Below are 15,020 nucleotides of genomic sequence, written 5' to 3' on the forward strand. Positions count from 1 at the left end.
AAGGATCCTGAGTCAGCCGGTGAGGTCGGCGAGCATCGCGGCGCGGACATGGCTGATGAGATGGTCCAGTTCGTGGCAGTAGACCGACGGGCGGTCGAAGCCCTGGCCGGTGAGATAGCGGTGCGGGTAGAGGCCGCCTCCGCAGACCAGGCTCCAGCGGCAGGGGCGGCAGGGGGTGGGCACGCCGTCCTCGCGCAGCTGGCGGACGACCGTGCCGGGATGGCGGATGGCGTCGTCGAAGGTGTCGGTCGCCACGTTGAGGCCGAGGTCGGCCGCGCCCGGATAGGTGGAGGAGAGGATATCGGACTGCTCTATTCCGCCGTCGGTCTCCACCACGATCATTCCCGCGGGGCTGGTGCCGACCCCCTCGATTCGCGAACCGCCGCCCAGCAGGACGTTCATCAGTTCCTCGAAGAATCGAATGGTTGTTTCCATCCGGGCGGCCCGGTACCACCGGTCGAATATCGCGATCAGCCATTCCGCGTACGGGGTCTCGCGGCGCCGGGGATCGAGGCCGGGCGGCGGTGTCGACCAGTTTCCGTGCGGCAGCAGGAAGTCAACGCTGGGCGGCCGGAACGCCAGCAGCGTCTCGTAGGTTTCGATCGGGTCGTTGCGGAGGTCGATCGTGCACAGCAGGCCGCCGAACTGGCGGCGGAATTCCGGTCCTGACAATTTCCGCAGGGCCGCGACGACGGTGGAATGGCTGCCGCCCCTGGGGCCGCGCCGGGAGCGGTCGTGCGCGCTCGCATTCCCATCCAGGCTGACGCCCACCCGCACATTCAGCCGGGCGAACAGGCGGAGCATCTCGTCGTCGATTAGAACGCCATTCGTTTGGATGGAGAACGAGGTTTGCGTTCCGGCGGCTTTCTGGATGGTCCTGATCGTGCGTTCCAGCCGCTGCGGGCCCGCGAGCAGCGGTTCTCCGCCGTGCAGGACGATGTGCACGTCGGGCAGGTTGTGGGCGCGGGCGTGCTCGGCTATTCGCGCGGCGGTGTATTCGAGTGTTTGTTCGGCCATTGTTTGCGGGCGGGTGCGCCAGCGCTGATCGGCCATCGTGTAGAGGTAGCAATAGTCGCAGCGGAGGTTGCAGCGGCTGTGCGTTTTGATGATGAACTGCCGGAACGGATGTGGTCGCCACCTCGGGGTTCGATGATCGGCGATATCCGGCAAGTCCGACATGGGCGCACCCTAACAACAGCCGAGAGCCAAAAAGTATCGGATGGCGCTAATTAGCCTACTTTGTGAAGGTCTTCGATTGTTATCCCCGAAAGCTAGGGTTGAGTCTACTATGTAGGTTAAGTCGTGACCAGGGGTGGATGCGCATGACGGATGTCAGCGTTGACGCGACAACGGGGCTAATCGATCTTTCCCGTATTCGCGAGGATGGGGCAAGGAACGGGACTGTTCTCGCCTTCGTACTACGGCGGGCGCAACGCGAAATTCTGACCAACGACGAGTGCTATGCCCGTTTCCTGAATGAATGTACTGACCGCCCGCCGGGAGTGAAGGAGCCACGGTGACCTCGCCAGGGCTGCCCAGAATCATCACCTTTGTTGGCACCACCGCGCAGTTGGGCAAGACGGCCACGCTGGTGAACTGCGCGATCATTCTCGCCTCACGTCAGGTCCCCGTACTGATCGTCGACCTGGCCTCGGAGGGATCCAGGGTCGCCAACTTCTTGAGATTCCCCAACAGCCCGGTCGCGGACAGCCGGATCGCGGCCACGCTCAACGACCTGACCGGGAACACGATCTGGCAGGTCCGGAGGTTCCACCCGCCTGAGCAGTTCGCCCCGGTCGACGTGCTCACCTACGATCGGGCTGGCGTGCCGCTCCCGTGGACGATGAACGCACGCCAGTTCCAGCGGCTCAGCGAAGCCACCAGGACCGATGGGTACGGCCAGGTGTTCGTGGACGCGCCCACCCGCCCTGAAGGAGTCGTGGCCCAGGCGATCGCCAGGATGTCCGACACCGTCGTGCTGGCCTACCGGCCCGGTGGCCTCAACCCGGAAGACGCGTACGCGCTCGGCCTGGACCTCAAGGAGAAGGCGGCCCTGGACCTTCCGATCGTTCCCCTGCTGGCGCGCACCCGAGGGGAGGGCGGCCAGGGCGGAAGCGTGGGCATGCGGCTGGGCGAGAGCTCCGCCGACGACTGCGAGATCGTGTTCCGGCCGATGCTCGGCAGCGGAACCCTGATCACCCTCGTCGAGGATCCGATCCAGGGCTCCGAACTGATCAGCAGCTACGAAACCCTCACTGAGCGGATCACGGCCGGCACCGTCACGAACCTGAAACCCCTCTCGCCGGCGGTACGGCACAGCTATCGCGTCGCCTGCGGGCTCGACAGCGACGCCGACCCGCGCACGATCTCCATCGCCTACCTGTCGGAGGACCGGCCCTGGGCCGACTGGGTGCGCGGGCAGTCCGAAGCCCCTGGAATCCGGTGCGACCTGGTGAAATCCGGCCCGCCGTCCCGCGAGGCCGTCGTGATCGTGTCGGACCGCTCCTTTCCCGTTTTCGCGTCGTGGCTCGACCAGGGCGCGCTGGCCGTCTGCGTGCCCTCCTTCGACGAGACGAGGTTGCCGGACACGGTCCAGCGCATCGTGTTAGGCGAGAACGCGATCGATCTGGCGTCGATCCGGCTGAAAAGCGCCCTCGGCGTACTGACCGAGGCGAACGCCCCGCTGGTCCCGCGCGGTCCCAACCGCGTCCGGCCCGACGACGAGCTGATCCGCAACATCGACGAGGGCGAACCCGAGGGGTTCGTGGGCCGAGCCGGGGATCTCGACGCGATCCGCGACGCCTTCGCCGCCCGCGCGGACGGGACCGGCCAGTGCGTCATCGCGGCCGACGCCGGCACCGGGAAGACCGAACTCGCCCGCCAGTACATCCACCGTTTCGGCTACGACTACGACCTCATCTGGTGGATCCCCGCCCGTAATGCCGGACTGGTGCGCATCAGCCTGGCCGGGCTGGTGGAGAAGATGCCGAACATCAAGGCGGGGGCCAATCGAGCCGCGGCCGTGGTCCGCCACCTGAGCAACGCGCTCGGCCCCTACTCCCGATGGCTGCTGGTCTACGACGACGTCACCGACCTGGCCGAGCTGGCCGACCTGATCCCCTCCCGCGGCCCGGGGCACATCCTGATCACGACGCGCGTCCCGTCGGAAAACGCGGCGGAGTTGCCGCCGCTGTCCACCGAGGAGAGCGCGGCCTACCTCACTGGCAGGATCCACCGACTCCCGGCCGAGCAGGCGACCGCCATCGCGGAGCGGCTCGGCGGGCTGCCCCTCTCGCTGCGTCTGGCCGCCGCCTGGCTGGAGCAGCACGTCGCGTCGCTGGAGCGAACCGGCGTGCCCGGCATGAACATCCCCTGGCTGGCCGGCGAGGAATACTTCAACCTGCTCGCGCAGCACGAGGGAAAGCCGATGGACATGGTCTGCCTCGACCTGAACATCGACAAGATGTGCGAGACGAAACAAGGCTGCCTGACGGCGGACCTGCTGTACATGTGCGCCTGGCTCGCCCCCGAGGGTGCGCGGCACGATCTCCTCGGCTCGGCGCCGATGCTGGCGCAGCTGCGCATCGCCGCAGGTGAGAAGAAGGCGGATCTGCTCGCCTCCGACAGCATGCTGCTGGACCGCGTCCTGCGGGTCGCGGCCGGGTACGGCCTGGTCGAGCTGACCTGGCGGCAGCCCGCCACCATCCGCATGCACAGCAGGATCCAGGACCTGCTCAAGCAGCGGGACCCCGAGCGGGCCGAGGTGAGCCGCACCTACACGCTGTCCGGACTGGCCGGGAACGTGCCACCGGAAGTCGTCGGCTCGCTCAACCCCGACAACCGGATCTTCGCGGAACTCCAGCGCCATCTGCGCCCCAGCAGGGCCGTGAACAGCACCGATCCCGCCGTACGCCGCTGGCTGGTCAACCAGCTTCGGTACATGTACGTGATGGGTAGCCAAGGGAGCTGGCGGCCCGCGTTGAAGTTCGCCAATGGGCTGATATGGAGCTGGGAGGCCGCCGGCTACGGGCAGGATCTGCTCACCGGACGGCTGCTCGGCCAGATGGCCAACATCGAGTTCGAGACGGGGGACTGGACCGCCGCGCTCAACCGGTTCGACCAGGCGCTGGCGATTCTCGGGGCGCATGGGCCCGCTGGTCAGCACTGGGCATTGAACGCCCGGCGCGGGCGGGCCGGATGCCTGCGCAGTCTCGGGCGGTTCGAGGAGTCCCTGGCGGACGATCTGCAGGTCTATCGCGGGTTCCTGGACATGCTTGGTGCCGATCATGGGGAGACGCTGCTGGCTGAGATCAATCTCGCCATGTCGTACTTTCTGGCGGGCAAGCAGTTCCAGGCGTTGACGACCGCGCGGAAGGCGTACGAGCGGCAGTTGGACGTGCAGAGCGCGCACGTGCGGGTGACGGTCTTCATGGCGAGGCGGCTCGCCGACTTCCATACCGCGTGGGGGGATCTGGTCGAGGCGGACGACTACCTGCGGGATGCCCTGGAACGCTGGCCTGGGCGGCGGGAGCCGAACGAGCTGATCGAGATCCAGATCCACCGGGCCCGCGCCACCATCGACCGGCTCACGGGGCGGTCGGGGCAGGAGCACATCACGCTGGCTCAGCAGGGCTTCCGGCGGCTGCTCGGGGCCGACGACCTGGACACCATCGGCACCGAGCTGGCGCTGGCGGTCGAGGTGGCGGTGAACACCGGGAACTACCGGGCGACCGCCGACCGGGCGCGCAGCTGCCTGGTCCGGCTCGCAGGCTCGCTGGGGGAGGCGCATCCGTACGCGCGGTTGTGCCAGGTGAATCTCAGCGCGCTGCTGGCGGGCGCGGGGGTGTGGGCGGAGGCGTTGGAGCTGGCGCGGGAGGCGTACGACGCGCTTTCCGATGCGCTGCCCAACCATCCGTGGACGCTCGCGGCCGCGCTGAACCTTTCGCGGTGCATGGTCGAGGACGGAGCTCTGAAGAGGGCCGCGGCCTTGACGGAAGCGGCGGCCTTGAGAGAAGCGGGGGCTTTCGAGGAAGCTGCGGCCTTGGAGGAAGCGGCGGCTCTGGCGGAGTCCGCGGTCTTCGAGGAAGCCTCGGCTCTGGAGGAAGAGACCGCGGAGATCGCCTACGAGCTGCTCAGGCGGCAACAGCCCACCGACGACGCCGTCCCCATTGCCGTGGACGGTGGACCCGCCCCGATCATTCAGGGCATCGACTACCTGCTCGCACTTGAGGGGCTCGACGAGGAGCACCCCGTGACCGCCGCGGCGGTGAGATCGCTGCGGGACACGCGTGCGCGGCTGGCCGGAGGAGACAACCTGCCCGGCCGGCCCGTGCTCTACCTGGACCTTCCGAGTTCCCGATAGGAGAGACGATTCCCATGAACGATCGAAAAATCACTATGACTCTGGGCGATCCGTTCCGGGGATTGACCGACAAGGATCCCTATTCGGCGCGCTTCTTCTTACCGGCGCTGCGGAAGCAGAACTCTCCCGACTACCTGGCGCATCACGACCACGGCTGGTACGAGTTCGCGATGGACAACCTCGACGATCCCGGAGCCGGGACGGGCGGGGCGGCCAATCGGCGTAGCCAGTATGCGGCGGCGTGCAAACAGCTGGTCTTCCAGACCGAGGCGCTGAACGGATATCTGGCCGAGGCCGACACCGGGCGGCTGATCCGGGTGGTGCTCCACGCGGAGTTCGGGGCGCTCTACTGCGCGTTCGTGGTGGAGAAGCGTTATGTCCTGGGGATCGTTTTCGGGCAGCTTCGCGAGCAGCCGTTGCCGAGGCAGCCACGGGTGCGGGGAGCCGATACGGAGATCTCGCGGCTGGCCACCGAGCTGCGGGATGACCTGGGGACGGAGTCCCTCAATCCGGGCGGGTGGCGTAGCGAGCTGATGACGGTGCCGAAACTCGATCCCGAGTGGCAGGCCGCGGTCGAGACCCGGACCAGGGAGCGGGGAGTGGCCGAGGTGTCCGGGCGGCTGGCGGCGGTGCTGGAGCCGTATGGGCTGTGTTACCTGGCTCGATATCGGGAAGGGGAGATCGTCGCATGCGCGGATCTGCTCGATCATCCCGTTCCGAAGAAGATCTGGGGAGCGCACAACGATTCGGCGGAGCCGCGGGCCCGATATGACCGGATCACTGAGGAGTTCGGTGCGCACTGCGCGGTGCTGAGCCAGCTGGCGCGGCCTGCGGTTCGGGGGCGGTTGCTGCGCATCGTGCTCGACGTCGAGCGGGGGGCGATCTACTACTACCGGCTGGGGGCCCGGGATTACCTCGTCGGCGTCACCGTCAACCAGGAGCAGGTAGCGATCTGCGACGACAAAATGGGGGACCTGGCGAGTTCGCTGCTGGCCCAATAGCCGTCTCATTCAGCTCGTCTTGTTCATAGGTCCTTGGTTCGGGGGGCAGGCTGTCCGGGTGTTCTGTTTAGCCGGGTGCGCCCAAGGTGGACAGGGCCGCCACCTCGACGCGTGATCCCAGGCCGCCGACCAGCGCACGCACCCTGGTGGGGAGTTTCGCCAGTTCCTCGCTGGATTGGGAACGGCTCCTGGTGACGCGGATACCATCCAGGACGTAGTAGGGAAGGTATCCCGAAATATTCTCGAACATCCGGCAGAGCCGGCGCAGCGTGTAGAGCCGGGTTGACGGCGGGGTGTCCGGAAGGATGTACCAGTTGGTGACGGCGTCCTGGAACGCGAGAACCAGCGCTTCGGCCATGAACAGCACGCCCAATGGTTCGAGCAGAGCCGAACGTTCCCGCACCAGCAGCGTGTGCACGATATCGCTGTCGTCATCAGGGTCGAACGCCGTGGACAGCAGCTGCCGGAGATCGGTCAGCTCGCGCAGTTCACTCAATGTCGCGACGAAGACCGGTTCGATCGCTGAAGGAAGGATTCCGGCTGTTTCGGCTTCCGGTTCGTGGAGTTGCTGGGAAAGTGCGGCAATGCCCATCTCGGAGGACCGGCGCAGTTCTTCGATCTGGGTGGCCAGCGCCTCCACATAACGCTGGGTCCCGATGTGCATCGAGGTCAGGCGTTCGACATGGAGGCGAATGCCCGTCTCGGGATCCAGTTCGGCCGCTTGAACCTGTTGGACGATCGAGTTGACCGTGTTGCCGAACACCGCTAGGAATCCGTCCCTGACATAGACGAGGGGACCTGAGGTGAACGCGTCGCGAAGGACTTTGGCGCCGGACTCGGGGAGGAATCCGTTGACGATCAGTAGCGTGCGGCTTCCCGGCGAGGCATCGGTGACCGCCTTCGCTCTGTCCGCGAGTCTGGTCGCGTCCTCGTCGGTCAGCACCGAGTCGGTCAGGAAGATCGCGCATCCAGAACCGCCGGTGCCCACGGGAATCCAGTAGTCGACCGTGACGTCGGATCCGGCGAGTTGGTGGTTCTCCACGAAGGGGATGGAGATACCGGCCAACTCATCGCGAATGAGCTCCGCCAGCGCGGACGTGTTGATGATCTCGAATCGATCTTGCGCGGCCCGTTTCACTGTCGCGTGCGTGATCTCTCCGCCCTCGCTCGTCAGCTCGTAGCACTTCCGGCACAGGCCGACTATGTGCCGGATGTTGCCGTTGGTGAGCGCGGTCATGTACGTCAAGGCCTTTGGATGAAATGGGCCCAAAGGTGAGCGGTGACCGGTGCCGACGATGTTCGCTTTGACGTAATCCTCGACCTGGCCAGCCGTGAAGGGAGTGGTGTGCACCACCTGCATGCGGTCGATGGTGTTGCCGCCCAGGATGTCGACGAACTCCGGGAGACCGGCGAGCACGAGCAGGATTCCGGAACGGGTGGTGACCTGAACCAGTTCACGGAATGCGTCGAGGACCTCCCTGGTCGGGATGGACTGCTGGGAAAGCACTTTCTCCATCTCATCGATGACCAGGACGAAACGATCCTGGCCCCGGAAGAGCCGCGAGAACATGCCGATTGCTTTGAGCGCGGCGCTCTCGGTGGAGATGGTGATGAGGATGCCGCGTTCCTTGAGCAGTTCGTCCGGCGGGTCACCGCACAACCACCCCCAGACATGGTCGCTCAGATCCTCGCGCAGCATGAGCGTGAGCGCCGTGCTCAACTCGGCATCCTTGGTGACCTTGTAGATCTCCGAGTGTAATTCCTCAAGATAGATGCTCTCGGGCAGTCCGAACTGCCGGACGAACCGTTGCGGGTCAATCTTGTTGCTCCGCAGCCGTTCTCTTATTTCCTCCGGGAATTCGCTGCCACCGAACGACGCGGCGACGATCTGCCCGTAGTATTCGTTCAGGCGGCGCAGCACCCTCGGCTTATCGACTTTGTCGAGGAAGTTTTTGAAGTAGAGTTTCCTGAAATCTCCCGCCTGCGCGCTGAGGTATTGATACCCCACCGGCCCGGGTTCGGCTGCCGCGCACCGATTGATGAGGTAGTTGACCAGGTGCGTCTTGCCGGTCCCATGTTCCCCGACCACGGCGATGGCCAAACCGGCCGGATCCCCGGAATCCGATCCGGTTCTGGGGGGCTCGAGGTAGGTATCGAGCAGACCGAGCGTTTCTATGGTCGCTGGTGTCTGGATGGTGATGAAATGCGATAACGGATCGATGAATTCGCCGGTGGCACGAAACGGAAATGGATTGAACCTGGTTGGGGCCCTTCGGGCCTCATCTTCGCTGCTCATGCCAACTGTCACCCCTGTCCGTTAATGTTATGAAATTTTCCGATAGAAATATTGCTTGAGATCTTCGAAGGTTACCAAATCCAGGTTCGGCGGGGACTCGCTCAGGCGTTCTTCGTAGAGTCCGGCCAGAAGTCGTTGATAAAAACGAGCATTATTGGGGCCAAAGAAGTTCGTCAGCTCATCGATCGCGCCGGGGGCAAGGTGCGGAAACTTGATTCCCGCGTCGATCGTGTCGACACGGGCCATCCTCAGCTTTTCGCCGTCACCGTCGCGAAAAAGACCGGTTTCCAGGCATATGGCGCGTGCCACGCCGTTCGCTTCCATTGACTGATGCGCGCCGCTGACGTCGGCGTAGATCGATTCCGCGATGATGATCATATTGCGACGAGTTGATGTCCAATACCATTGAAGCTCCTCCAGCTTCTCTGATTTCGGCATCAGGACGACAATCGAATCTTTGGTGGAGAGGACTTGGCTGATCTTGGAGAGGGTCATGGCCAGATCGTTTTCGCTGATCTCGCTCGCCAGGCTCCTGTCGATTGCGCCGCTGCGCAACGCCTCGGACTTTATTTCTGGACCAACGAGCTCGACCCGCTCTCGCACGGTCGCCAGAAACTGCCTCGCGGCGTGTCGGACATCGATGAGATGCCCGGTGATTCCCACCTCTCGCAGAGCGAGGATCGCCGCATGCGCACATCGGTTGGCCAGGGATGTCTTTCCGGTTCCGGTTGGTCCGCCCAGCGCGATGAACAGGCCTCTAGCCTGTAATTCGCGAGGTGCGCTCAGGCTGTGCTGGAATTTGCGGAACATGTGATGAGCGCTGTCGATGTCGGCGTGACACGTGCACATCTGCTCGTGCTTGCACTCGATCGGGGCGTCTTCTTCTCCGTTGACAAGGAAAGGGTTCATGGCGCCGCCCCCATCGGGTGCGGGAGCTGGTCCGCCCGCATTCTGCGGTGGAGCTGCCATGGGCGCTCAAGATCGTTTGTCATTACAACGACGTTTTTCAGATAGTCATCGAGCCGCTGGCGTAGGGGGATCGCCTCGGTTTCTCGCCGGTCGGGTATGTTCCACGCGGCGGCGTTGATGGCGGAATCCAGGGCATTCAGTTCATCTCTGAGCAGCTCGGGGACCTTCCAGCGAGAACGGGCGAGCTTGCAGCGCCCGAGTTCCACATCCAGTTCGTTCAGCCGGTCACCCATGGTGACGGCCTCGGGCTTTCCGAGGAAGGGGTCGGCGGACCACGCGTTCACGTAAGCGGTGGTCGCGCGGTGATACGCCCGGGCGGCGGTGTTGGTGGCCAAAGCGATTCTGCTTCCCGCGTCTCCCCGCATGCGAAGCTCGGTGAAGATCCAGGCGAGCAGCGCGCCAAGGAACGCGAGCAGCACGGGCTGGACGAACCCCCACACGACCGACCATACGTCGCTTGCCTCTTTTGTCGGCGGCTGCGAGGAAAGTTCTCTCACTCCCGCTACCGCCCGGCACGCTCTCAGGAAATTGGCCTGATCAGCGGCGCGCCACTTTTCAATGGTCAGATTCCGACCGGTCGGCGACTTCGGGTCGCGGCTGGTGCTCACCTGATCGTCCGCGTCGGCTTTCGCGACCAGCCCCAGCGTGACGGCCGCGTGCGCCACATCTTCGGCATTGCCGGGATCCAGGCAAAAGATCACAAGAGTGTCGTCGGGTATGGGCGTCCGCGCCGCCGCCGGGCCTGGGAAGAGAAGGGCGGCCACAACGAGAATGGCCAGCGCGGGGCCACCCACGCCCGCTGCCCATCTCATACAAGCCCCCTTCATACAACTCTATCCCTAGACAGTAACGCTATTTAGATGGCTGACGATAGTAATTCGGAAACGTTGGACGATCGGGGTGATCGGAGGCTGGAAGGGATAGCAACCAGCGAGATCTGTTGCATTAGCCCTCTATATCGGCTATACGTGAAGACTATTCATGTTCGTTCCGAGGGTTGGTTCACTCATACCTGGAGTGGTCCGCTGCCCCTGTGCACTGGCCGTTCATTCGAGCAGAGTGCCGCTTGACATGAGCGCATGACAGCCCTCAACCTTTCCCCGATTGCTTGGGTCCGGTATATCCGCGAGATTGCGTCCGGTTTATGGACCTGCCCCCGGAGCAATTTCGGCGGGGTTGCTGTTTTTGGAAAACCTGTTCCCAGCGGTTCTGAAGCGCTACACCGCTGTCATTTCCCAAACCCCACGGTCAGCGCGCCGCTAGTCGTCGGATTCGAGTTCGGCCGCGAGCCGGGCGAGGGCGACCCGGGAGCCGATCTCCAGTTTGCGGAAGACCTGCCGGAGGTGGAAAGCGACCGTGTGCACGCTGATGAACATCTGCTCGGCCACCTGGCGATTTGTCCAGCCCTGCGCGACCAGGAGGGACACCCGGAGTTCGGTGGCCGTGAGGCTGTCCCAGCCAGAAGGCGGATGTGCCCCGTTGGTCCAGTGCCGGTGGCGTACGCCCATGCGGCGCATCCGGCGACGAACCCGGGCCTCGTCGCGGGTCGCGCCGCAGTCGCCGTAGCCGGCGAGGGCCTCGTCGAGGCTGCGGAGGGCGTCCGATCTTTCGCCTGTTCTGGACAGGAGCACGCCCAGGTCCTCGGCCGCCGACGCGCGGTACCAGGGGTCGGTGGCGTTCCGCGCGGCGTGAGCCAACGCCGTGGAATCGGAGGAGAGCAGCCCTCGGGCGTGCGCCGCAGCGGGTGATTCAGGGTTCGCGGCACCGAGTTCGGCGGCCAGTTCGGCGACACGTTCGGCGAACGAGCGCTGCCCGACGGCGAGGGCCAGCCGGACCAGCCAGACGGCGGCGACCGGCTCCGCAGCGAGTAGGCGCCGGGCGGAGGCCGGGTCCGCGTAGATGTGCCGCACCAGCGCCATCGCGGGTCCGGCACCGTCACGAGCCTCGACGACCTGGGCCATCAGGAACTCGGAGCGGATCCGGGCCTCGGTGGCGCCATGAGGCTGGGCCGTGGTGGTGTCATGCGGCTGGGCCGTGGTGGTGCTATGCGGCAGAGCCGTGGCGGTGTCATGCGGCAGGGCTGCGGTGGTGTCATGCGGCAAGGCCGCGGTGGTGTCATGCGGGAGGGCTGTAGCGGTGTCATGCGGCAGGGCCGCGTAGGCGGCTTCCGCCCGCGCCGCCGCGCCCGCCAGGTCGCCCCGGCGGAGCGCGGTCAGTACGTCGGAGTCGTGGGATGGGTTCCGGTGCAGGGACTGCCGTACAGCCGGAGGCAGGCCGGAGACGACGGCTCGCCAGAGCACTTCGTATTGGAAGGTCAGGGTCTCGGCGTCCGAGACGAGCACCCCTGCGGTGATCGCCTCCTCCAGCGGGGGCAGCAGGAGAGCCGGAGCCGAGCCCAGGAGTTCGGCCACCTCGTCGAGCTGGAAGGACCTGCCGAGCACGGCCGCCGTCTCCACCAGGTGCTTGGCCTCGGGGGTCAGCAGGGACAGGAGTTGCCGTACCGAGGCTTGGAGGCGCTCGGGGACGCCTGCGGTCAGGAGGCGGGCGGTGCCGGCGGTGATGTCCAGGCAGTTCTCGTCGCGGAGGCCGCGCAGGAGTTCGACGAGGAGCGCGGGGTTGCCGTTCGTGGTGGCCGCCAGGGCCAGCAGGTCGGGGTCGGGGTCCGCGGCCAGCACGTCGGCGGCCAGTTCGGCGGTGGCGGCGGGCGGGAGCGGGGGGAGGGTTATCCGGCGGGCGCCGTGTCGTTCGAGGATGTCGAACAGGGAGTCGATGTCGTGGTGGCCTTCGGTTACCGTACGGGCCAGGAGCCAGGTGACGGGCAGCGCGGAGAGCTGCCCGTGGAGGGTGCGCAGGGCCATCAGCGTCGTCGTGTCGGCCCATTGCAGGTCGTCGAGGGTGACGAGCAGGGGTGTTCTGGCCGCCATGGCGGACCGGAGTTGTTCGAGCAGCCGGGTGTGAAGATCGGGTCCCTCGGTGAGATCGGGAGATTCGGCGATCGCCGTGAACAGCGGGGCCATCGGGATCAGCTGGCCGAGCTCTTCGACGGCGCTCGCGGCCACGAAAAGCCCGCGTGCCCGGGCGGCGGACCCCGCTTCGGCGAGGAGCCGGGTCTTGCCCATGCCCGCCTGGCCCTCCAGGAGCAGCGTGGCTCCGCCGTCGGCGGTCTCCAGCAGCGTGACGACGGCGGACCATTCGCGTTGGCGGCCCCGCATGGTCCGATCCCCCCTCCAATCCGGCAAATACCCAGGTCAGCGCGGTATATCCCCCAAGTGGACGGGCGGGTGGCTACCCAGGTTAAGGATGTGGGACCGCTGCGCCGCCGGACACGCTGGAAAGCGATCCATGGATGAGGGGGCAGCGATGGCCAAGGCGGTAGGCATTGATCTGGGCACCACGAATTCGGTGATCGCCGCGACGGAGGGCGGGCAGCCGACGGTGATCCCCAACTCCGAGGGGGCGCGGACCACGCCGTCGGTGGTGGCGTTCACCGAACACGGAGAACGTCTGGTCGGCCAGCTGGCCCGCCGCCAGGCCATCCTCAACCCCAAGGGCACCATCTATTCCTCCAAACGTTTCATCGGCCGCAAGTACGACGAGGTCACCACCGAGATGCACGCGGTCTCCTTCGACGTCGTGGAAGGGCCGAACGGGGCCGTGCGGTTCGAGGTGCGCGGCAAGTTGTACGCGCCGGAGGAGATCTCCGCGCAGGTGCTGCGCAAGCTCGCCGACGACGCGGGCAAGTTCCTCGGCGAGCGGGTCACCGAGGCGGTCATCACGGTGCCCGCCTACTTCAACGACGCCCAGCGCCAGGCCACCAAGGACGCCGGCAAGATCGCCGGTCTGGAGGTGCTGAGGATCATCAACGAGCCCACGGCGGCCGCGCTCGCCTACGGCGTCGACAAGAAGGCCAACGAGACCGTGCTCGTCTTCGACCTCGGCGGCGGCACCTTCGACGTGAGCATCCTGGCCATCGGCGAAGGCGTCGTCGAGGTACGGGCCACCTCAGGCGACGGCCACCTCGGCGGCGACGACTTCGACCGCAGGGTCGTCGACCACCTGGCGGTGGAGTTCCAGCGCCAGGAGGGCATCGACCTCCGCAACGACCCGCAGGCGCTGCAGCGCCTGTTCGAGGCCGCCGAGAAGGCCAAGGTCGAGCTCTCCTCGGTCACCCAGACGTCGGTCAGCCTGCCGTTCGTCACCGCCGACGCCAACGGCCCCAAACACCTGAACACCACCCTGATGCGCTCCACGTTCGACGACCTCACCTCCGACCTGGTCGAACGCTGCATCGATCCGGTACGGCAGGCCATCGCCGACGCCAAACTCACCGCCGACGACATCGACGAGGTCATCCTGGTCGGCGGCTCGACCCGGATCCCGGCCGTGCAGAACCTGGTGAAACGGCTGACCGGAGGCATGGACCCCAACATGACCGTCAACCCCGACGAGGTCGTGGCGGTCGGGGCCGCGCTCCAGGCGTCGATCATCAAGGGCGAGGTCAGCGACGTGCTGCTGCTCGACGTCACCCCGCTGTCGCTCGGCCTGGAGACGCTCGGCGGCGTGATGACGAAGGTGATCGAGCGCAACACCACCATCCCGGCCCGGCGAACCGAGGTATTCAGTACGGCCGAGGACAATCAGAGCGCGGTGGACGTGGTCGTGCTTCAGGGGGAGCGCGAGCGGGCCGCCGACAACCGGGTGCTCGGCCGGTTCCGGCTGGAGACCATCCGCCCGGCGCCCCGGGGCGTGCCGCAGATCGAGGTCACCTTCGACATCGACGCCAACGGGATCCTGAGCGTCTCCGCGCGGGACAAGGACACCGGGGCCGAGCAGCGCATCACGATCAGCGAGAGCTCCAACCTGGAGCCGGCCGAGGTCGAGCGCATGGTGCAGGACGCCGAGCAGCATCGCGGCGAGGATGCCCGGTTGCGCGAGCAGATCGACGCGCGCAACGAGCTCGACTCGGCCGCCTACCAGGTCGAGCGCAGGCTCAACGAGCTGGGCGGAGCGGTCCCGACCCATGAGAAGGCGCGGGCGGACATGCTCGTCAGCGACGCCCGGCAGGCCGTCAAGGAGGAGGCGCCGCTGGATCGGCTTCGCTCGCTGACCGGCGAGTTGCAGCAGGTCTACCACAGCCTGGGCAGCATGGCCGGGCAGCAGCGGGCGCCGGGACAGGGGGAGGATGGCGATGACGTCATCGACGCCGAATTCACCACCCCGGAATAGGCCCCAAGCCCTGGGGACGACCATCTGGCCGACACAGGGGCCGATCCAAAGTCCGAAACAGGGGGAGGATGGCGATGACGTCATCGACGCCGAATTCACCGCCCCCGAATAAGCCCCCGAGCCCTGGGGACGACCGTCCGGCCGACACGGGGGCCGACAGGAAGGT

At 66.1% G+C, this 15,020-nt stretch carries 8 protein-coding genes; 3 read left to right on the top strand and 5 right to left on the bottom strand.

From position 1 onward, the window contains the following. Positions 1-12 precede the first annotated feature (12 nt). Positions 13-1,179, bottom strand: coding sequence for an FxsB family cyclophane-forming radical SAM/SPASM peptide maturase (locus Aple_RS34845; RefSeq protein WP_155348997.1), 1,167 nt, complete (start codon positions 1,177-1,179; stop codon positions 13-15). 337 nt (positions 1,180-1,516) lie between these two features. Between Aple_RS34845 and fxsT the strand changes: the two genes are divergently transcribed. Together fxsT and Aple_RS34855 are read left to right on the top strand one after the other, a co-directional pair. Beyond that, positions 1,517-5,362 (top strand): FxSxx-COOH system tetratricopeptide repeat protein, encoded by a 3,846-nt coding sequence (gene fxsT, locus Aple_RS34850; RefSeq protein WP_155348998.1) that lies wholly within the window; start codon positions 1,517-1,519, stop codon positions 5,360-5,362. Between the two features lie 14 nt (positions 5,363-5,376). Beyond that, positions 5,377-6,363, top strand: coding sequence for a hypothetical protein (locus tag Aple_RS34855; RefSeq protein WP_155348999.1), 987 nt, complete (start codon positions 5,377-5,379; stop codon positions 6,361-6,363). 67 nt (positions 6,364-6,430) lie between these two features. Here Aple_RS34855 and Aple_RS34860 read toward each other — a convergent pair whose 3' ends face one another. From Aple_RS34860 to Aple_RS34875, 4 genes are all read right to left on the bottom strand, one after another. Further along, a complete protein-coding gene (locus Aple_RS34860) occupies positions 6,431-8,464 on the bottom strand; it encodes a P-loop NTPase fold protein (protein WP_155349000.1) in 2,034 nt (677 codons plus the stop codon). A gap of 222 nt (positions 8,465-8,686) precedes the next feature. Beyond that, on the bottom strand, positions 8,687-9,568 hold the full coding sequence (locus Aple_RS34865) for a P-loop NTPase family protein (protein ID WP_155349001.1): 882 nt from the start codon (positions 9,566-9,568) through the stop codon (positions 8,687-8,689). After that, positions 9,565-10,440: a hypothetical protein gene (locus tag Aple_RS34870; RefSeq protein WP_155349002.1), complete on the bottom strand. Its 876-nt coding sequence runs from the start codon at positions 10,438-10,440 to the stop codon at positions 9,565-9,567. The genes Aple_RS34865 and Aple_RS34870 overlap by 4 nt, the downstream gene beginning before the upstream one ends. A gap of 447 nt (positions 10,441-10,887) precedes the next feature. Beyond that, entirely contained in the window at positions 10,888-12,840 is a 1,953-nt protein-coding gene (locus Aple_RS34875) for an AAA family ATPase (protein WP_155349003.1), read from the bottom strand. A 148-nt stretch (positions 12,841-12,988) separates the two neighbouring features. Between Aple_RS34875 and dnaK the strand changes: the two genes are divergently transcribed. Further along, positions 12,989-14,854, top strand: a complete 1,866-nt coding sequence (dnaK, locus tag Aple_RS34880) for a molecular chaperone DnaK (protein WP_155349004.1) — start codon at positions 12,989-12,991, stop codon at positions 14,852-14,854. Positions 14,855-15,020: the final 166 nt, after the last annotated feature.

It is taken from the genome of Acrocarpospora pleiomorpha, from assembly GCF_009687885.1.
GTDB classification, from domain to species: domain Bacteria; phylum Actinomycetota; class Actinomycetes; order Streptosporangiales; family Streptosporangiaceae; genus Acrocarpospora; species Acrocarpospora pleiomorpha.

Excerpts from the sequence above, each read along its gene's own strand:
- Aple_RS34845 (WP_155348997.1), bottom strand. The coding sequence starts at position 1,179 with ATGTCGGACTTGCCGGATATCGCCGATCATCGAACCCCGAGGTGGCGA.
- Aple_RS34855 (WP_155348999.1), top strand. The coding sequence starts at position 5,377 with ATGAACGATCGAAAAATCACTATGACTCTGGGCGATCCGTTCCGGGGA.
- Aple_RS34865 (WP_155349001.1), bottom strand. The coding sequence starts at position 9,568 with ATGAACCCTTTCCTTGTCAACGGAGAAGAAGACGCCCCGATCGAGTGC.
- Aple_RS34870 (WP_155349002.1), bottom strand. The coding sequence starts at position 10,440 with ATGAGATGGGCAGCGGGCGTGGGTGGCCCCGCGCTGGCCATTCTCGTT.
- Aple_RS34875 (WP_155349003.1), bottom strand. The coding sequence starts at position 12,840 with ATGCGGGGCCGCCAACGCGAATGGTCCGCCGTCGTCACGCTGCTGGAG.
- dnaK (WP_155349004.1), top strand. The coding sequence starts at position 12,989 with ATGGCCAAGGCGGTAGGCATTGATCTGGGCACCACGAATTCGGTGATC.